The following is an 18778-nucleotide window of genomic DNA, read 5'->3' as shown; positions in this document are numbered from 1 at the left end:
GCCCCCGCTGAGGCTACCGTGTGGTTGCAGTGGCGATAAGTTGCAGCGTCGCGACAATTGCCCGCACGACCGCGACAAGCGCCGATCCGGGCAATCCGCGTCGACAAACCGCGGGGACCGACCCCCTGGAGGTTCACCAGATATGACCGCCGCGTCCGGCGGGGCTCAGACCACTCGCCCCACCCGGCTGCCTCGTTCGGCACGCCGCAAGCAACTGCTGGCCGCCGCCCAGCAGATCTTCGTCGCGCACGGCTACCACGCCGCCGCGATGGACGACATCGCGGAACGCGCGGGCGTTTCCAAGCCCGTGCTCTACCAGCACTTCCCCGGCAAGCTGGAGCTGTACCTGGCTCTGCTGGACACGCACTGCGACGCGATAATCGCCAAGGTCCGGGGCGCGTTGGAGGCGACCCCGGACAACAAGGAGCGCGTCAAGGGCGCGGTCCGGGCGTACTTCGACTTCATGGACCACGAGAGCGAGGCCTTCCGCCTGGTCTTCGAGTCCGACCTGCGCAACGACCCCCAGGTCCGGCAGCGGGTGGAGCGGGTCGAGCAGGGCTGCATCGAGGCGCTGACCGAGACCATCATCTCGGACACCGGGCTCCGGCCGGACCAGGCGAAGCTGCTCGCCTCCGGCCTGGCCGGCGCCTCCGGCGCGGCCGCCCAGTACTGGCTGGCGAACGGTCGTCCTACGCCCAAAGCTGAAGCCGAGAGCCTCGTCGCCGCTCTGATCTGGCGCGGGATCGCCAGCTTCCCCCTGCAGGGCGGTTCAACGGCCGGAACGGCACCGGAAATCGGATAGCCTTTCCAAGCGGTACACGGGTTGACAGAGGAGGACTCCGTGGAGGTCAAGATCGGCGTGCAACACTCGCCGCGGGAGCTCGTGCTGGAAAGCGCTCAGACCCCGGCGGAGGTCGAGCAGGCCGTGTCCGAGGCTCTGGCCAAGGACGGCGTCCTTTCGCTCACGGATGAGAAGGGCCGCAAGGTGATCATCCCGGTCGCCAAGCTGGCCTACGTGGAGATCGCCGAGGCCTCGCACCGGCCGTTCGGCTTCACCACCCGTTGATGCGGTAACGGGAGGGCGCGCCGGTCACGGCGTTCCCTCCCGTCACTGCTCTCGCGTGCGTCTGCTATACGGTCGGGTAGAGTGGCAGGTGCGCCGCTGACGTCGATTCGTCGGTGGCCCCGCGTGTGGCCCGCTTTCGAGCGTGCGGCCCGCGCCACATCCAGACCGCGCCCCCAGACTTCCGACGGGCGCACCACGAGAGGGCACCCGTAAAACTTCATGACCGACAATGAGCAAGCCCTAGTCCCCGTGACGAACCGCGCCCCGGTCCGCCCGGACAGCCCCACCTTCGCTGAGCTGGGTGTCCGCGCCGAGACCGTGGAGGCGCTGGCGGCAGCGGGCATCACGCACGCCTTCGCGATCCAGGAGTACGCGCTGCCGATCGCGCTGCGCGGCTCCGACCTGATCGGCCAGGCCCCGACCGGCACCGGCAAGACCCTCGGCTTCGGCCTGCCGCTGCTGGAGCGGGTTCTCGCGCCCTCCGAGGGCGCCGACGGCCTCCCCCAGGCCCTGATCGTCGTCCCCACCCGTGAGCTGGGTCTGCAGGTGGCCCGTGACCTGGCCGCCGCCGGCAGCACGCGCGGCGTCCGGGTGCTGCCGATCTACGGCGGCGTGGCCTACGAGCCGCAGGTCGACACCCTGAAGAAGGGCGTCGAGATCCTGGTCGGCACCCCCGGCCGGCTGCTCGACCTGGCCAAGCAGAAGCAGCTCAAGCTGAACGCGGTCCGCGCGCTGGTCCTCGACGAGGCCGACCGGATGCTCGACCTGGGCTTCCTCGACGACGTCGAGAAGATCCTGGCGATGCTCCCGGAGCAGCGGCAGACCATGCTGTTCTCGGCCACCATGCCGGACCCGATCGTGGCGCTGTCCCGCCGGTTCCTGCGCAACCCGATGACGATCCACGCCGGCCACACCACCGACAGCGGGCCGAACCCGCTGACCAAGCAGGTGGTCTACCGCACCCACCCGCTCAACAAGATCGAGATGGTGGCCCGGATCCTGCAGGCCAAGGACCGCAGCCTCACGATGATCTTCACGCGGACCAAGCGGGCCGCCGACCGGGTCGCCGAGGACCTCGACTTCCGCGGCTTCGCGGTCGCCGCGGTGCACGGTGACCTGGGCCAGGGCGCCCGGGAGCGGGCGCTGCGCGCGTTCCGCAGCGGGAAGATCGACGTGCTGGTCGCGACCGACGTGGCGGCCCGTGGCCTGGACGTCTCGGGCGTCACCCACGTGATCAACTACGACTGCCCGGAGGACCCGGAGACCTACACGCACCGCATCGGCCGGACCGGCCGGGCGGGCGCCACCGGCGTCGCGGTCACCTTCGTGGACTGGGAGGACATGCCGCGCTGGGTGCTGATCGACAAGTCGCTCGGCCTCACCATGCCGCAGCCCCCGGAGACCTACCACACCAGCCCGGCGCTCTACGCCGACCTGGACATCCCGACCGAGATCTCGGGCACCCTGCCGACCGCCGAGCGGAACCGCGCCGGGCTCTCCGCCGAGGTCGAGGAGGATCTCGGGGGCGGTGGCCGGGGTCGCCGGCAGCGCCCGGGTCGCGGTGGGCGCACGCGTGGCGGGTCCGGGCCGGCTTCGCCGGGTGACTCGGCTTCGCCGTCGTCCTCCTCCTCGTCCGAGGACGGGGAGCGGCCCAAGCGGCAGCGGCGCCGGCGGCGGGTCGTCGAGGATGCGGATTCCACCATTTCCGGTACGCCGGAAGCGCCCGCCCCGACGGATTCCTCGTCGGCTCCCGCCTCCTCGTCCGCTCCGGTAGAGGAAGCGGCGCCGCGGGCTCGGACCCGGCGTCGGCGCAGCCCGGCCACGGCTGTCGCCTTCTCGGACTCCGAGGCGGGCGCCGCGCCGGCGCTCTCCGTCGAGCCCGTCTCCTCCGCCGCGGCCACCGACTCGGCGTCCGACGCGTCCGCTCCGGCTGCCGCCTCGGCCGCCGCCTCGGCCGCTGCCTCGACCTCCGACGCGGCCTCCGGCTCCGACGCGGACGCCGACGCCAAGCCGCGTCGCCGCCGTCGCCGGACCACCGACCGGGCCGCTGACACCGACGCGCCCACCGAGGCGATGACCGGTGGTTCCGAGGCCGGCGTGGGCACCGCCGAGGCCTGATCCGCACGTGCGCGTGGGGCCGTTCGCGCGGTCCCACGCCGTACCGGAAACCGGTCTTGACCTTGGGGTCTGCTCAGGTCCAGCGGTTCTCGAGGTCGGTCAGCAGGTCGAGGTTGAGCTGCGCGGCGGCGGCCACCTCGGCGAGGAAGGTCTCCCGCTCGGCGCGGTTCCACGGGATCACGTCGAGCCGGTTGCGGTACCGCGCGCGGAACAGCTCCGGGTCGACGCCCTCGAAGACGAAGAAGCGATAACCCTGACGGCGGAATCGGTACGCCTCCAGCACCGCCGCGCCCAGCCACTGCCCGCCGTCGAGGTCGTGCAGGTAACGCGTGCAGTGGTGGGCCACGTAACCGGTCGCCCGGTCGAACGCCGCGGATCGGATCCGGGTGCAGTAGGTGGTCGTCGCGGGCAGCGCGGCCATCCGGCTCTGCCAGCGCGGGCCGTGCAGGAACCGCAGGTCGGACTCGAGCGCCGGGATCCGGAACAGCTCCGGGAAGCAGAACCGGCCGGCCACCGGGTCGTCGGCCATCGCGGTGGTGGCCAGCTCCAGCGACTCGTAGACGAACCAGTGCTGGGCGGTGAGCTCGGCGTAGGCGGCCACCGGCAGCCGGCCGTGGGTCAGGTCGCGGACGAACCGGCTGTGCCGGGCGACCGTGTACATGTCGCCGAGGATCTGCTGCACCCGGGCCGCGAGCGTGCCGGTGGCCGGCGCTCTGGTCTCCGACGCGTGCCACATCGGACCTTCCCTCCCTCCGTCCCCGGATCAACCTAGCGGTGCACAGGGTTGTCCACAGCCCCTCAGGGGCATCCCGGCCTGCGGGCAGAATGGTGTTATGCCACAACCGCTCGATCAAGCGCTCGCCGAGGTGCGCGAACTCCTCCTCGCTCCCGGGCTGACCCGGGCCGTCGCCGCCGGGCGGCGCCGCGGCCAGACCCCCTCGGTGACCCGGGCCCAGATCCGCCCGGTCACTCTCAAGAGCGGTCCGAGACTGCAGATCGTCACCGACGACGGCGCCCGGCCCTTCACCCGGAACGTGTCGCCCGGCGACGAGGCCGCCGCCGCGGTCGACGAGCTGCTCGCCGAGCCGTTCGGGAACTGGCACGTGGAGACCACCGCGGCCACCGTCCAGGTGCGGATCACCAAGAAGGGTGACGCGCAGTTGCACCGGTCCGCGCCGGTGACCACCGCGCCGCCCGCCGCGCAACAGCACGACCGGGCCAAGCAGTGGCTGCTCGATCCGGGCGACCCGCTCTTCGACGTGATCGGGGGTACCGCCGCCAAGCGCCGGCAGATCGACGCGTTCCTGCGCGCGCTCGCCGCGACGCTGCCCGAGGAGCTGCCGACGCCGCTCCGCGTCGTCGACCTGGGCTGCGGAAACGCTTATCTGACCTTCGCCGCCTACCGCTATCTGGCCGGGCGCGGCGTGTCGGTCCAGGTCGTCGGGGTCGATGTCCGCGAGGACCAGAGGGTACGCAACAGCGCCGTCGCCGAGCGGCTGGGCTGCGCCGCCGACGTCACCTTCGTGGCCGGCACCATCGAGGCGGCCGAGGTGCCGTTCACGCCGGACCTGGTGCTCGCCCTGCACGCCTGCGACACCGCGACCGACCAGGCGCTGGCCCGCGCGGTGCGGTGGGAGGCGCGCTGGGTGCTGGCCGCGCCGTGCTGCCACCACGACATCGCCGCCCAGCTCAAGGGTGGTGCGTCGCCGACGCCGTACGGGGAGTTCACCCGGCACGCGATCCTCCGCGAGCGCTTCGCCGACGTGCTCACCGACTCGCTGCGGGCCGGCCTGCTGCGCCAGCACGGGTACCGGGTCGACGTGGTCGAGTTCATCGACTCCGCGCACACCCCGCGCAACCTGCTGCTCCGCGCCCGGCGGACCGGCGCCCCGGCCACCGCCGACCAGCGCGCCGAGTACTCCGCGCTGATCGAGCAGTGGCAGGTGAAACCGGCACTCGCGGTGATGCTCAGCTGATCCGCGGGTGCACGGCGCGGTGTGCACCCGCGCGGCTCAGCCGGCCCGCAGGGGTCCACGCCGCGGTCTGCACCCGCGCGGCTCAGCCGGCCCGCAGGGGTCCACGCCGCGGTCTGCACCCGCGCGGCTCAGCCGGCCCGCAGGGGTCCACGCCGCGGTCTGCACCCGCGCGGCTCAGCCGGCCCGCAGGGGTCCACGCCGCGGTCTGCACCCGCGCGGCTCAGCCGGCCCGCAGGGGTCCACGCCGCGGTCTGCACCCGCGCGGCTCAGCCGACCCGCAAGGTCCACGCCGCGGTGTGCACTCGCCCGGCGACCTGGAAGTCGAAGAACATCCGGTAGTCGCCCGGGCTGGGCGCGGTGATCCAGAACTTCACCTTGCCGTCCACCAGCTGCTGCTCCGGGTGGACGTGCACGTAGGCGAGATCGCCCTGGCGGACCACCACGAGGTGGCCGTAGGCGCCGAGGTAGGGCTCGACGGCGCCGCCGGTCACGGTCATCAGCAGCGGCTGGACGGCCTGGGTGCCGGGGGTGCCGGCGTAGCTGACGGTGAGCCCGTCGGTGGTGACGGTCCGATCCGCGGCGGGCAGCGGCACCGGGCGGTAATCACCGGCCACGGTGAGATCGGCGCCCAGCGTGGTGGCGATCTGCCGGCCGCCGACCAGGGCGGTGAAGTCGGCGATCATCCGGTAGACGCCCGGCTCGGCCAGGGTCAGGTCGAGGCTCCAGGTGCCGTCGGCCGCCATCGCCGGGTGCAGGTGCTGGAAACCGGTGAGGTCGCGGCGGAGCACGATCAGGTGCAGGGGCTTGTCGTGGACGATCGCGTACGAGGTGACCGGGGCGCCGCCGGGGGCGTCGACGGTGAAGCTGAGCCGCTGCTTCGTCCCGGCCCGGAACGAGGTGGCGTCCGGGTGCAGGGTGAGGCCGTCGGAGCTGAGCGAGAGGCCGCCGACCGCGGCGCCGGCGGTGCTGGTCAGGCCGCTTCCGGCGGCGCCGTGGGTGTGCGGCATGTTCTCGTTGACCGCGGCGGGGGCGGCGCTGCCGGTGGCTGCCGGGGTGGCCGGGGGGCTTGCCGAGGTGCCGTTGTTGAGGCGGCCCAGGCCGTAGCCGGCGAAGAGGACCACGACCAGCAGGGCGCCGAAGGCGGCGAAGCGGAAGCCCTCGTTGCCCTTGGGCGCTGGTGTGTCGTCCTGGTCCTCGGGTTCGGCGGTGACGTCCAGGACCCACTTGGGTTTGGTCTTGGCTTTTGCCTTTTCGGGCTGCTCGTTCTCTTCGGGCTGCTCGTTCTTCTCCGGTCGCTCGTTCTCTTCGAGCTGCCGGTTCTTCTCCGGTCGCTCGTTCTCTTCGAGCTGCTCGTTCTTCTCCGGTCGCTCGTCCGGGGCGGCCTCGGCTTTGCGGGGTTGGTCAGGCATCCGCGAGCTCGTAGCCGGCCTCGTCGACAGCGGCGCGGACCGCGTCCTGGCTGAGCGGCGCCTCACTGGTCACCGTCACCCCGCCGGAGCCGAGATCGACCTGCACGCCGGCGACGCCCGGGAGAGCCGAGAGTTCCTCGGTCACCGCGTTGACACAGTGCGAGCAGGTCATGCCCTTGACGGTGTAGGTGCTGGTCACAGCCATGATGAAGCCTTTCGCTCTGTTGCTCTGACAGTTATGTCGCTTCCCGGAGCGTTCCGGTTCCCGTTTCTTTCCAGCCCTCCGGCTCCTCCGGACCGCAGCCCTCCGGCTCCTCCGGACCGCAGTCCTTCGGCTTCTCCGGACCGCAGTCCTTCGGCTTCTCCGGACCGCAGCCCTCCGGCTCCGCCGGACCGCTTCCCCTCAGGACTTGATCAAGCGGGCGATCGCGTCGGAAGCCTCTTTGACCTTGGCCGAGGGGTCGCCGGCCCGGGCCGCGTCCACCACGCAGTGGGCCAGGTGGTCCTCCAGCAGGCCGACCGCGACCGCCTGCAGCGCGCTTTTCGCCGCCGAGATCTGGGTCAGGACGTCGATGCAATACGTATCCTCGTCGACCATCCGCTGCAGGCCACGAACCTGCCCCTCGATCCGGCGCAGGCGGCTGAGCAGGGCCGCCTTGTCCCCGGAGTAGCCGTGCGGCCCGTGCGGCGAAGTCGAGTCCTCGGACATGCCCTCCAGCATACCCCCCGCCGGTATGCACGAACTGTCGTACCCGGGCGTTAGGGTCCGCCACCATGGGGATGGACCCGCACCGGTCGGCGCTCGACCACGTCCTGCGGCTGATCGCCGAGTCGCCGTGGGCCGACTCCCTGATGCTGCGCGGCAGCATGGCGATGCCGGCCTGGGTCGGTGACCGGGCCCGGCCACCCGGCGACCTGGATCTCGTGATGCTGCACCCGCCCTTGGCCGCGCCGGACGATCTCGCGCCGTGGCCCTTCGTGGAGCGCATCGACCCGGCGCAGCACTGGCCGGAGGCGGTGCACGGCGGCGCGCGCAACGAGATCTGGACCTTCGAGGAGTTCGAGACCGGCGGCCAGTGTCCGCGGCTGCCACCCGAGGGCCTGCACTGGATGACCGTGGCCGATCTGAACGCCACCAGTCCGTCGCATGAGTTCGTGCTGGACCTGATCCGGGCCGATCCGTGGACCCCGGAGGGCGTCGTGCTGCACGTGGCCGAGATCGACGACGAGGAGGAGACCGACTATACGGACTATTCCGACGACGACGAGTATGCGGACATGGGCCCGATCCGTGGTCGCCGCACCCGCCTGCGGATCCCCTGGAGCGCACCGGACTTCGAGATCGGCAAGGTGCAGCTCGACGTCGCCTGGGACGAGCCGGTCCCGGCCCGGCCGCGCCTGACCGTGGTTCCCCGGGCCGAGGGCCGCGCTCCGGTCGCCGTGTTCACCCCCGGCCCCGAGCTGTCCCTGGCCTGGAAACTGCACTGGCTCACCGCTGACCAGGTCGACCAGGGTGTCTCCGCCGCCAAGGACCTTTACGACGCCGTCCTGCTCGCCGAGCTCCCCGCCCTGCGCCTCCCACCCCGCCTACACCGTCTGGCCACCACTGTCCCGGCCGCTGGCCCCGTACCCGCACCTCCTCCGGTTCCCTCGGGCCCCGCATTCCGTCCAGCTGACCTCGGATCCGGGCCCACTCCGGCTCCGCCCCGAGCCGTCCTGACTCCCGCCGCCGTCCGAGCCTGGAAGATCGACGGCTCGCTGCCCGGCGGCCCAGCGCCCTGGCTCGACCGCCTGGCCACCGCCCTGCCCCACCTCTCCCCCTAGAGCAGGTCCGCCCCTTTACGCCGCCTCCCCTGACAGCTCCTCCCTCGCCTGACAGCTCCTCCCCCGCCGCCTCTCACCAGTGGCTGGCAACCATGCGGCGTCACTTCGCCGGAGCAGGTCCACCCTTTACGCCGCCTCCCCTCACAGCTCCTCCCTCACCGCCTTTCACCAGTACCTGGAAACCATCGGCGTCACTTCGCCGGCACCACTGGGCCGGTCGTTTCGGCGTGGTCCTCCTCGCCAAGCGGTGGGAAAAGGTTGGCGGGCCGGAGCAGCACCCGTGGCACGATGCCGTCGCCACCCGGAACGGCGAAGGAGTCACCCGTGACAGACCGCGAGCGCAACGGCTACACCCTGACCGACGACGCGACCCGGATCGACGTCGATCGCGTGCACCGCTGGCTGGCCGACGAGTCCTATTGGGCCACCGGCCGATCGCACGAACTGGTCAGCCGCTCGATCACCGGCTCCGTGCCGTACTCGGTCTTCGCCGGCGACGAGCAGGTCGCCTTCGCCCGGGCCGTCACCGACGGCGCCACCTTCGCCTGGATCTGTGACGTCTTCGTCGACGAGGCCCACCGCGGCCGCGGCCTGGGCGGCTGGCTCGTCGACACCATCGTCGAGGACATGACCGCCCGCGGCGTCCTCCGCCTGCTGCTGGCCACCCGCGACGCCCACGAGGTCTACCGCCGCTCCGGCTTCACCCCGCTCGAAGGCCCGGACCGCTACATGGAACGCGACCGCCGCCCGACCCGAAACGCCATTCTCGGCCGCGCCTGACCCTCGCGGCCGCGCCTAATCCCGCAGGTCCGCCTGACCTTTGCGGCCGCGCCCGCCCCGCGAGTCTGCCTGACCCTCGCGGCCACGTCTGCTCCCCGCGGAACGCCTGGCCCCCGTAGCCGGGCCTGATCCCGTGGGCACGCCTCGCACCCGCAGCAGGGCCTGATCCGCGCGGGCGCGCCTGACCCCCGCAGCCGCGCCTGATCTGCGCGGGCGCGCCTGACCCATGCGGGACGCCTGGCCCCCCTTAGCCGGGCCTGATCCCGCAGGCACGCCTCGCACCCGGAGCCGCGCCTGATCCGCGGGAGCGCGCCTGATCCGCGCGCGGGCGCGCGGGTCAGCCGGCCACGGCGAGGGACAAGGGCAGGATGGCTTCGGCGCCGGCCCGGCGGAGGGCGCGGCCGGCCAGGGCCATCGTCCAGCCGGAGTCGACCAGGTCGTCGACCAGGAGCAGCGGGCCGGGGCGGGCGGCCAGGCCCGCGGCCACGTCAGCGGAGACGGTGAAGGCGTCGTGCAGGGCTCGGACCCGCTGCGCGCTGTTCCCACGGAAGGTGTCCGCGCCGGATCGGGAAGCGGTCAGCGCGCCGAGCAGCGGCAGCCGGCCGACCGTCGCGATGTGCTCGGCGAGGCTGTGGACAAGCTGTGGATGACGCTGTGAGGGCACGGCCACGACGGCGACCGGGCGCTGGGCCCAGGCGTCCTCGCCACGCGCCCACGCCTTGAGCACCTCGACCACCGCGGCGCCCAGGTCGGCGGGGATCGGCGCGTCCGGTGCATCCGGCCCGACCACGCCGCGCAGCCGCGCGCCCCAGCCCAGGTCGGAGAGGCGCCCGACGGCCCGGCCGGGCTCGATCTGCTCGGCCGGGGCGATCCGGCCTTTCAGCGAGATGCCGACCGCGGACATCCCGGTGGGCCACATCTTCTTCGGCGCGATCTCCACCCCGGGCCGCCCGAGGAACGCCTCGGCGGCGGCCAGCGAACCGGACGACACGTCGGCGTCGAAGAGCGGACCGGCACAGTTGTCACACCGGCCGCACGGTGCCGCCTCCGGGTCGTCGAGGCACCGGCGGAGGAACTCCATCCGGCAGGCGGGGGTCGTCGCGTACTCCAGCATGGTTTGCTGCTCGGTCTCGCGAGCCTCGGCGACCCGCCGCAACCGGGCGGTGTCATAGGTCCACGGCTCGCCGGTGGCGAGCCAGCCACCGCGGGTGCGGCGCACCGCGCCGTCCACGTCGAGCACCTTGAGCATCAGCTCCAGACGGTTGCGCCGCAGGTCGACCAGCGGCTCCAGGGCCTGGGTGGAGAGCGGCCGGTCGGCGGAGAGCTGAGCCAGCACCGCCCGCACCTGGTCCTCCGGCGGGAAGGCCAGGGAGGCGAAATAGCGCCAGATCGCCGCATCCTCCGGGCCGGGCAGGAGCACCACCTCGGCGTGCTCGACGGCCCGGCCGGCCCGGCCGACCTGCTGGTAGTAGGCGATCGGTGAATTCGGCGCGCCCAGGTGCACGACGAACCCCAGGTCCGGCTTGTCGAAGCCCATGCCGAGCGCGGACGTCGCCACCAGCGCCTTGATCTTGTTGTCCAGCAGGTCCTGCTCGGCGACGCGGCGCTCGGCGTCCTCCACCTGACCGGTGTACGACGCGACCGGGAACCCGCGCGAGCGCAGGAAGTCAGCGGTCTCGGTGGCCCCGGCCACGGTCAGCGTGTAGATGATGCCGGACCCGGGCAGCCGCTCCAGGTGATCGGCCAGCCAGGCCAGCCGGTGTGCCGGGTCGGGCAGCCGGAGCACCGCGAGACGCAGCGAGTCCCGATCGAGCGGACCGCGCAGCACCAGCGCGTCGCCGAGCTGATCGGCGACGTCGGCGGTGACCCGCGCGTTCGCCGTCGCGGTGGTGGCGAGCACCGGGGTGCTGGCCGGCAGTCCACCCAGGAAGGTGCGCAGACGCCGATAGTCCGGCCGGAAGTCGTGGCCCCAGTCGGAGACGCAGTGCGCCTCGTCGACCACCAGCAGGCCGGTGCTGTGCGCCAGGCCGGGCAGCACGTTGTCCCGGAAGTCGGGGTTGTTCAGCCGCTCCGGGCTGATCAGCAGCACGTCGACGGACCCGGCCCGGATCTCCTGCTCGATCTCGGACCACTCGTCGAGGTTCGCCGAGTTGATGGTGCGGGCCCGGATGCCGGCCCGGGCCGCCGCGTCCACCTGATTGCGCATCAGGGCGAGCAGCGGGGACACGATCACCGTGGGGCCGGTCGAACCGCCCGCCCGCAGCAGGGCGGTGGCCACGAAGTAGACCGCCGACTTGCCCCACCCGGTGCGCTGCACGCAGAGCACCCGCCGGCGGTCGACGGTGAGCGCCTCGATGGCACGCCACTGGTCCTCACGCAGTCTCGCGTGCTCGCCGGCGAGCCGGCGCAGCACCTCCTCGGCGCGCTCCCGCACACTCGCCCGCTCGGCCGCTCCGGCCGTCATTCGCGTCGTCTCGGTCACCCGGCATGTCTATCAGCCACCACCGACAGAACCGGAGTTATCCACATTCCGCCGTTGTCCACAGGCCGCCAGAAATCCCGGGCGATCCGAGCCAAGCTGCGGGGGCATCCGAAGCCAGCGGCAGGAGGACGTCATGCGGACAGCAGACCGGCCGAGACGACGGCTCCGACCCGGCGATCGGGGCGACGGAGCCCGGCCCCCACCAGCGCCGGGCGACGGGGTGAAGCCAGCCGCCGGGCGGCTGGCTTCACCGCAAACCCGACCCGGACCCACTCCCGAATGGAAGTCTCAGCACATGAGCAAAACGATCGCCGAGAAGCTGTTGATCAAGCCGAACTCCACCGTCTGGCTCAACCAGCCGGCCCGTCTGCCGCTGCTCACCCCGATGCCGGAGGGCGTGCGGGAGACCGGGACGCTGGCCACCGCCGGCACCGCCGTGCTCTTCGCCGAGGACGCCGCCAGCGTGCGCGAGCAGCTCACCGAGCACCGTGGTGACCTGGACAAGCCGGGCGCCTTCTGGATCGCCTATCCCAAGGGGAACGAGGCGGACATCAACCGGGACACACTCTGGCCCATCGTGGCCGATTTCGACATGCGCCCGTGCGGCCAGGTCGCGATCGACGACCGCTGGTCCGGCCTGCGGTTCCGGCCGAACCGTCCGGACGAGGGCCGTTTCACCGGCGGCAGCCAATGACCGGGCCGGCCCGCGGCGGGACCAGCCGATGACTCCCGTGCCCCGCCCCGGCGGCCGGTCGAGCCGGCCACCGGGGCGTACCGGAGAAGGGTCAGCGACCCAGCACGGTCCCGCCGTTGACGTTGATGATCTGGCCGGTGACGAAGCCACCGCCCGGACCAGTCAGCCAGCGCACCGCCTCGGCGATCTCGGACGGCTCGCCGGCCCGCTTGACCAGCGACGCGTTCACCCGGGAGGCATGCCCCTCCGGCGTCATCCGGCCGTCGAAGAACTCGCTGTCGGTGATGTAGCCGGGCGAGATCACGTTCGCCGTGATCCCCTCCGCGCCGAGCTTGGTGGCCAGGTCCAGCACGTATCCGTGCAGGGCGGCCTTGGCTGCGGAGTAGGGCCCGCCACCGCCCCGCTGCGCCGCGATCGAGCTGGTCAGGATGATCTTCCCGCCCGGGCGGCGGAGCAGCGGCAGCAGCGCGGTGGTCATCAGGACGGCGGTGAGCACGTTGGAGTCCAGGTTCGCCCGCCAGCGCGCGGCCACCCCGTCCAGGGTGCTCTCGTCGCCGGACACGAAGGCGCCGGCGTTGTTGACCAGCACGTCCACCGTGCGGCCGGCCACCGCGTCGACCACCGCGGGGATCTGCGCCGGGTCGGCGGCGTCCGCGGTGACCGCCGACGCCTGCGGTCCGATCCACTTCACCGCGTCGGCGAGCACCTCGGGGCGCCGGCCCACGATGATCACGTCATAGCCCTCGCCCGCGAGCATGCCGGCCGTCGCCCGGCCGATTCCGGTGCCGCCACCAGTGACCACTGCCAGTCTTGTCATGGACTCGACCCTATCGACCCCGGGCGGGCGGTTCGGTCAGAGCGCGAGGGAGAAACCGAGCCCGGCCGGGCAGTGCGCTCAGAGCGCGAGGCAGCGGCCGCGCCCGGCCGGCGGGTTCGGTCAGAGCGCGAGGTAGCGGCCGCGCCCGGCCGGCGGGTTCGGTCAGAGCGCGAGGGAGAAACCGCCGCTGCGCTTGGCCGGCGGCGCCGGGGTGCGCGCGGCCGGCGGCGGTGGCGGGGTCTGCTTGCGCGGGCTGCCGCCGTGCCGGGCCGGTGGGCGCTTGCGCTTGCGGATCGTCTGCTCCGGCCCGGGACGGTCCTCGGCCGAGGCCGCGCTCACCGAGTCATCCTCGACCGGCGCCGGCTCGCTGACGCTGCCCAGCACCTCGACACGGCACGGGTGCCCGTTCATGGCGAAGCTGAGCGGCAGCGGATTGCGCTGCCGGTAACCGCCGCGCAGGGTGAGCACCCGGCTGCGGCCCTGTCCGTGGATCATGACGTGCCGGCCGTGCTGGGTGACCGCTTTCGGCGTCCCGGCCAGCCGCTGGCCGCCGGGGAAGCTGAAGTCCACCCGCCAGCCGTCCGGTCCGCCGGTGGTCTGCACAGTCAGTCGCGCTTCGAAGGTGTCGCCGGAGTCGCGTTTCACCTGGTAACGGACCGCGCACCGGACCCGTTGCACGGTGCCACCGCCGGGTGCCGGGCCGGCCGCGGAGGCGCTGGACCGACCGGCGTCGGCGGCTTCCCGCCGGGCCGACCAGCTGAGCGCGCTGCCGGCCAGCAGCAGCACGCTGGCCAGCGCGGCGACCGCCGACAGCCGGTTGCTCGCCGCCGCCGGGCGGCAGCGGCGCAGCCGGTTGCCGACGAAGACGCCACCGCCCAGCGCGCGCACCCGGCCCAGCCGGAGCGCGGCGCCGATCCGGAGGCCGGCCCGGAGCCGCAACTTGAGCACCTGGGTGCTGGCCAGCCGGCTCTTGCCCTCGGGAGCGGGCGGGGCGGGCACCACCCCGCGGGCGGCCGGGGCGGGCGAGCGCTCCGCCGCACCGGGCGGGACCGGGGCCGTCGCCGCACCGGACGGGACCGCGGCCGGACCGAGCGGGACCGAGGACAGCTCCCCCGGGCGCAGCGGCGGGATGATCGGGCGGACCCCGACGGTGGCCGCCAGCGCCCGGGCCAGCTCCGCCGAGGGCGGCCGGTCCGCCGGGTCCTTGGCCAGGCAGCGCAGGCACAGGTCGGCGACCGCGGCGGGCATGCCGGGCAGTTCCGGGACCGGGTCCGGGTCGGCGTAAAGGTGGGCGCGCAGGGCTTCCGCGGTGCTCTCCGCCGGCCAGGGCATCCGGCCGGTCAGGGCGCGATAGAGGAGCAGGCCGAGCGCGTAGACGTCGGTGGCCGCGGAGACCTGGGCGCCGGCCAGCCGTTCCGGGGCCAGGTAGGCGGGGGTGCCGAGCAGGCTGCCGTCCGGGCCGGCGTCGCGCTGGCCGACCACCGCGGAGATGCCGAAGTCGACCACTTTCGCGCCGGCTCCGGTGAGCATCACGTTGGCCGGGGTCACGTCGCGGTGCACGACGCCGCGGGCGTGCGCGGTGGCCAGCGCGGAGGCCACCTCGGCGCAGACCATCACCGCCTCACGCCAGTCCAGCGAGCCCTGCCGGCCGATCCGGGCGCCGACCGACTCGCCGTCGTTCAGCTCCATCACCACGTACGGGACGGTCAGCTGCTGGTCGGCGAGCAGCGCCTCACCGAAGTCGTAGACCCCGGTGATGTGCGGATGGCAGAGCCGGGCTGCGGCCAGCGCCTCCTGCCGGAGCCGGTCCCGGAACGTGCGGTCCTCGGCCAGCTGTGGGGAGAGCACCTTGACCGCCACCTCGCGGCCCAGGGTCTCGTCGTAACCACGCCAGACCACCGACATCCCGCCGGTGCCGAGCTTCTCGACCAGGCGGTACCGCCCGGCGACACGAAGCGATCCCGAGTGACCGTTTCGCTCCGTACGCCCCATGCGCCGATTCTCGCCCGAGCGGCTCACCCACCGTTGCCGCACACCAAAACCCGCGCGGATTCCCCGGCCGGACCGCCCAAACCGGCCGATAACTCCGCGGAGCCGGGCTCAGGACGGGAGCAGCTGGTCCGTCGGCGCGTAATCGTCGGTCAGCACCCGGGCGCCGGCCACGTACTCGGTCAGCTCGGCGCCGGAGAGCAGCCGGACCGGCTCCTCGATCCGGGCCAGCCCGGCGCCGATCGCGGCCAGCGGCAGCGGGCTGCGCGACGCCACGATGACGAAGTTCGAGCCGACCTCGCCGGCCAGCGCGTCGGCCGGCGCGATCAGGGCGACGTGCGGGAAAGCGGCGGTGACGGTCGCCATCTCGGCCCGGATGAAGCGGTCCGGCGGGTAGTCGATCACGTTCTGCGCGTAGATGCCGTCCGCCCGCAGGGTGCGCGAGATCTCGCCGGCCATCTCCCGGGTGGCCAGGTGCCACGGCACCACCTGGTGGCCGAAGGCGTCGCCGACCACCAGGTCGTAGGCGGCCGCCGGGCGCTCGGTCACGCCGACCCGGGCGTCGCCCACCCGGACCCGCAGATCCGGGCCGGTGACCAGGCCGAGCTTGCGCCGGTCCAGCTCGACCAGCTCGCCGTCGAGCTCCAGGACCAGCTGGTCGCTGCCCGGGCGGGTGGCGCGCAGGTAGTTCGGCACGGTGAAGCCGCCGCCGCCGATGTGCAGGGCGTCGATCGGGGCGCCGGCCGGCCGGACCACGTCGGCGACCGCGCCGATCCACTGGACGTACTCGAACTCCAGGTGGCGGGGGTCGTCCAGGTCGACGTACGAGTGCGGGGCCGAGTTCAGCATCAGGGTGCGGCCGCCGGGACGGTCCGGATCCGGCTCCACCCGGGCGCAGTGGTAGGCCGTCTCCAGGTCGCACGGGGTCGGCGAGATCGCGCCCATCCCGGCGCCGAGCAGCCCGACGGTGGCCAGCATGGCCCGGAACCGGGGCGAGCCGGGCAGGTCCGGGTGGGTCTCGTCGCGGCGCAGCCACCAGCCCAGGACCAGCCCGGCGAGCGCCAGCAGCGCGGCCAGGCTCAGGATGATCGCGCTGCTCGGCATCGCGGCGACGAAGACGAAGCCGGTGCCCAGCGTCGCGGTGATCGCGCCCAGGGTGCCGATACTGGACAGCCGGCCGACCACGGTGCCGGCCTCGCGCAGGCTGCTGAGCTGGAGTTTCACCACCATCGGCGGGATCGCGGAGAGGACGAAGGCGGGCAGGAAGACGGCCAGCGCGGCGAGCAGCAGCACGGCCGGGGCGGCGCCGCCGCGCAGCAGTTCGCCACCCCAGCGGACCAGCGGCAGGGTCACCGCGGTGCCGATGGCGCCGAGAATCAGGGCCGGGGCGAGCAGCATCCGCGGGTCGTACTGGTCGGCGAGGCGGCCGCCCAGCCAGGCGCCGTAGGCGATGGCGGCCAGCGAGATGCCGATCACCGAGCTGCTGACCTGGAGGGTGACGCCGACGTACGGCCCGACCAGGCGCAGCGCGACGATCTCCAGGACCAGGACGGCGCCGCTGGCGCCGAAGGCCAGGGCGGCGGCGAGGGCCGAGGGCAGGGCGCGAGGCGGCGCGGTCTCCACCGCCGGATGTTACCCGGCGCGGCGCGAGTGCACGGAGGCGCGGCGCGACAGCAGGGAGGCGCGGCGCCAGAGCACGGAGGCGCGGCGCGACAGTATGGTGGCGCGGCGTCAGAGCATGGAGAGGTGCACGTGGTTGGTGTGCACCGCGGCCGCGTCACCGGTCGCGCTGTAGGCCCGCCAGCCGGTGCTCGGCATCCAGATCTGGCGATACCAGATCACGTACATCACGCCCAGCTTGTCGGCGTTCTTCACGAAGTAGGCGGCCAGGCTGTCGCCGTACGCCTTGTCGCTGCCGGTCGCGGCCGAGGTCTTGAAGGTGCTCGCGTTGGACGAGAAGTCGCAGGCCCGGCCCTTGGGGTGCTCGCCGGAGGACCGCTGGCTCCAGCAGACCGTGTAGTGCTTGAAGCCGTCGGCGCGGGCCTCGTTGTAGGCGTGCAGCGTCCGCGGCGTGAGGCAGCCGGACGACGTCGGGTCCTTGATCGTGCAGGACTCCTTGGGCCACGAGCCGTCCGAGTTCCGCGGCGCCGGGGCGGCGGCCGGCGAGTTCGCGTCGATGAAGCCACCGGCCGAGCCGCCACCGACCTCGGCCAGCGCGATCTCGGCCTGCTTCTTCTTCCGCTCCATCACGGTGACCTGACGCTTCTGCTCGATGATCTCGGCGTTCAGCGCGGCCTGGGCCTTCGTGATGGTGGCGATGTCGTCCCGGTAGTCGGCGAGGACGCTGCTGTCCACCTGGGCCAGCATGTCCAGGCCCTGCACCCGCTCCACGAACTTGTCCGGCGAGTTGCTGTTCAGCAGCAGCATCACGGTGCTGATCCGGCCCATCTGGTAGGACCGGCTGGCCACCGCGGACATCCGCTTGGTCAGCGCCTCGGAGCGCGCCTGGGCGGTCTTCAGCGTGGCGGCCAGCTGGATCTGCCGTTTCTTGGACGCGGCCAGCTTCGTCTTCGCCTGGTCGTAACCCTTGGCGGCGGCCTCCAGGTTGGCCCGCAGCTTCTTCGACCCGCCCTCCGGGTCGGCGAGAGCCGGCCTGCCGGGCACGACGACGATCGCCATGATCGCGGCAGCGAGAAGAGCGAGCAGGGCGGTGCACCGGCGCGGGGAGATGGCCGCCACGAAAACCTCCAAGTCGGGAGCGCGGGTACTTTACCGTGCCGGACCTGGCGGAAGGGAGATCGATCAGGTCGCCGAATATCCACCGTCGACGAAGAGTGTCTGTCCGGTCACCGCTTGACTCGCGCCGCTCGCCAGAAAAACGGCACAACCGACGAAATCCTCGGGCAGCCCGTTCCGGCCGATCATGGTACGAGCGGCGTGCGCCGCCACTTTCGTGGGATCGGCGAAGACCGCCTCGGTGAGCGGGGTGTGCACCACCCCGGGGGCGATCGCGTTGCAGCAGACCCCGTGCGGCGACCAGGCCTCGGCCTGCGACCGGGTCAGCCCGACCAGGCCGGCCTTGGCCGCTCCGTAGGCGCCGCTGTTGCCGTAGGCACGGAACGCCTGCTGGGAGACCAGGTTGATGATCCGGCCCCAGCCGCGCCGGGTCATCGCCGGCCCGAAGGCCTGCCCGAGCAGGAACGGGGCGGTGAGGTTCGCGGCCAGGGTGAGATCCCAGACGTCGTCGGTGAGCTCGCCGAGCGGCGGGCGCAGGTTCACTCCGGCCGAGTTGACCAGGACGTCCGGTTCGCCGTACCGGGAAGTGATCTCGGCGATGGCCTCCCGGACCGCGCCGCGGTCCGCCAGATCAGCGGTGACCGCGCCCGCCTCGGCGCCGATTTTCTCCAGCTCGGCGACCACCTCGGCGAGCGGCTCCGGCCGCCGGGCGACCAGCACCACGCGGGCTCCGGCGCGGCCCAGGCCGAGGGCGATCTCGCGGCCGATCCCGGAACTGCCGCCGGTCACCACCGCGGTCCGGCCGGTCAACCCGAAGAGCTCATCGAGGTACGACGTCATACCCGCACGGTAAAACGCCGGATGACCGGATCGGATCGCACTGTGAG

17 protein-coding genes are annotated in these 18778 nt (G+C 72.9%); 7 read left to right on the top strand and 10 right to left on the bottom strand.

Annotated elements, in window-relative coordinates; translation table 11 throughout:
- The first annotated feature begins 142 nt into the window (after positions 1-142).
- From BJY16_RS11145 to BJY16_RS11135, 3 genes are all read left to right on the top strand, one after another.
- Entirely contained in the window at positions 143-802 is a 660-nt protein-coding gene (locus BJY16_RS11145) for a TetR/AcrR family transcriptional regulator (protein WP_185039360.1), read from the top strand.
- Positions 803-841: 39 nt separating this feature from the next.
- Complete coding sequence (locus BJY16_RS11140; RefSeq protein WP_185039358.1) at positions 842-1066, top strand: DUF3107 domain-containing protein; 225 nt, start codon at positions 842-844, stop codon at positions 1064-1066.
- A gap of 219 nt (positions 1067-1285) precedes the next feature.
- Positions 1286-3184: a DEAD/DEAH box helicase gene (locus tag BJY16_RS11135; RefSeq protein ID WP_185039356.1), complete on the top strand. Its 1899-nt coding sequence runs from the start codon at positions 1286-1288 to the stop codon at positions 3182-3184.
- Positions 3185-3257: 73 nt separating this feature from the next.
- On the opposite strand, the gene BJY16_RS11130 is transcribed toward BJY16_RS11135, so the two are convergent.
- Positions 3258-3920: a biliverdin-producing heme oxygenase gene (locus BJY16_RS11130; protein ID WP_185039355.1), complete on the bottom strand. Its 663-nt coding sequence runs from the start codon at positions 3918-3920 to the stop codon at positions 3258-3260.
- Between the two features lie 97 nt (positions 3921-4017).
- On the opposite strand from BJY16_RS11130, the gene BJY16_RS11125 reads away from it, so the two are divergent.
- Entirely contained in the window at positions 4018-5160 is a 1143-nt protein-coding gene (locus BJY16_RS11125) for a class I SAM-dependent methyltransferase (RefSeq protein WP_185039354.1), read from the top strand.
- A gap of 266 nt (positions 5161-5426) precedes the next feature.
- Here BJY16_RS11125 and BJY16_RS11120 read toward each other — a convergent pair whose 3' ends face one another.
- The 3 genes from BJY16_RS11120 to BJY16_RS11110 form a co-directional block, all read right to left on the bottom strand.
- Entirely contained in the window at positions 5427-6569 is a 1143-nt protein-coding gene (locus BJY16_RS11120; RefSeq protein WP_260418275.1) for a DUF8832 domain-containing protein, read from the bottom strand.
- The gene (locus tag BJY16_RS11115; protein WP_185039353.1) at positions 6562-6774 is read right to left on the bottom strand and encodes a heavy-metal-associated domain-containing protein; all 213 of its coding nucleotides are present in this window, start codon (positions 6772-6774) and stop codon (positions 6562-6564) included. The genes BJY16_RS11120 and BJY16_RS11115 overlap by 8 nt, the downstream gene beginning before the upstream one ends.
- 198 nt (positions 6775-6972) lie before the next feature.
- Complete coding sequence (locus tag BJY16_RS11110) at positions 6973-7278, bottom strand: metal-sensitive transcriptional regulator (protein ID WP_185039352.1); 306 nt, start codon at positions 7276-7278, stop codon at positions 6973-6975.
- Between the two features lie 65 nt (positions 7279-7343).
- On the opposite strand from BJY16_RS11110, the gene BJY16_RS11105 reads away from it, so the two are divergent.
- Together BJY16_RS11105 and BJY16_RS11100 are read left to right on the top strand one after the other, a co-directional pair.
- The gene (locus BJY16_RS11105) at positions 7344-8393 is read left to right on the top strand and encodes a nucleotidyl transferase AbiEii/AbiGii toxin family protein (protein ID WP_203759175.1); all 1050 of its coding nucleotides are present in this window, start codon (positions 7344-7346) and stop codon (positions 8391-8393) included.
- 324 nt (positions 8394-8717) lie between these two features.
- Positions 8718-9173, top strand: coding sequence for a GNAT family N-acetyltransferase (locus BJY16_RS11100; RefSeq protein ID WP_239177845.1), 456 nt, complete (start codon positions 8718-8720; stop codon positions 9171-9173).
- Between the two features lie 337 nt (positions 9174-9510).
- Here BJY16_RS11100 and BJY16_RS11095 read toward each other — a convergent pair whose 3' ends face one another.
- Positions 9511-11637 carry a RecQ family ATP-dependent DNA helicase gene (locus tag BJY16_RS11095; RefSeq protein WP_185046391.1) on the bottom strand — a complete coding sequence of 709 codons (2127 nt, stop codon included), beginning with the start codon at positions 11635-11637 and terminating at the stop codon, positions 9511-9513.
- A 313-nt stretch (positions 11638-11950) separates the two neighbouring features.
- Between BJY16_RS11095 and BJY16_RS11090 the strand changes: the two genes are divergently transcribed.
- Positions 11951-12349 (top strand): hypothetical protein, encoded by a 399-nt coding sequence (locus BJY16_RS11090; RefSeq protein ID WP_185039350.1) that lies wholly within the window; start codon positions 11951-11953, stop codon positions 12347-12349.
- A gap of 91 nt (positions 12350-12440) precedes the next feature.
- On the opposite strand, the gene BJY16_RS11085 is transcribed toward BJY16_RS11090, so the two are convergent.
- The 5 genes from BJY16_RS11085 to BJY16_RS11065 form a co-directional block, all read right to left on the bottom strand.
- Positions 12441-13166: an SDR family NAD(P)-dependent oxidoreductase gene (locus tag BJY16_RS11085; RefSeq protein WP_185039349.1), complete on the bottom strand. Its 726-nt coding sequence runs from the start codon at positions 13164-13166 to the stop codon at positions 12441-12443.
- A gap of 162 nt (positions 13167-13328) precedes the next feature.
- Entirely contained in the window at positions 13329-15158 is a 1830-nt protein-coding gene (locus BJY16_RS11080; protein ID WP_185039348.1) for a serine/threonine-protein kinase, read from the bottom strand.
- A gap of 108 nt (positions 15159-15266) precedes the next feature.
- Positions 15267-16778: a fused MFS/spermidine synthase gene (locus BJY16_RS11075; protein WP_185039347.1), complete on the bottom strand. Its 1512-nt coding sequence runs from the start codon at positions 16776-16778 to the stop codon at positions 15267-15269.
- 108 nt (positions 16779-16886) lie between these two features.
- Positions 16887-17894, bottom strand: a complete 1008-nt coding sequence (locus BJY16_RS11070; RefSeq protein WP_373873473.1) for a coiled-coil domain-containing protein — start codon at positions 17892-17894, stop codon at positions 16887-16889.
- A 63-nt stretch (positions 17895-17957) separates the two neighbouring features.
- A complete protein-coding gene (locus BJY16_RS11065) occupies positions 17958-18731 on the bottom strand; it encodes an SDR family NAD(P)-dependent oxidoreductase (protein ID WP_185039345.1) in 774 nt (257 codons plus the stop codon).
- Positions 18732-18778 lie beyond the last annotated feature (47 nt).

It is taken from the genome of Actinoplanes octamycinicus (genome assembly GCF_014205225.1).
GTDB lineage: Bacteria > Actinomycetota > Actinomycetes > Mycobacteriales > Micromonosporaceae > Actinoplanes > Actinoplanes octamycinicus.
The sequence above is the reverse complement of the archived record's forward strand: the minus strand, read 5'-3'. Positions and strand labels throughout refer to the sequence as shown.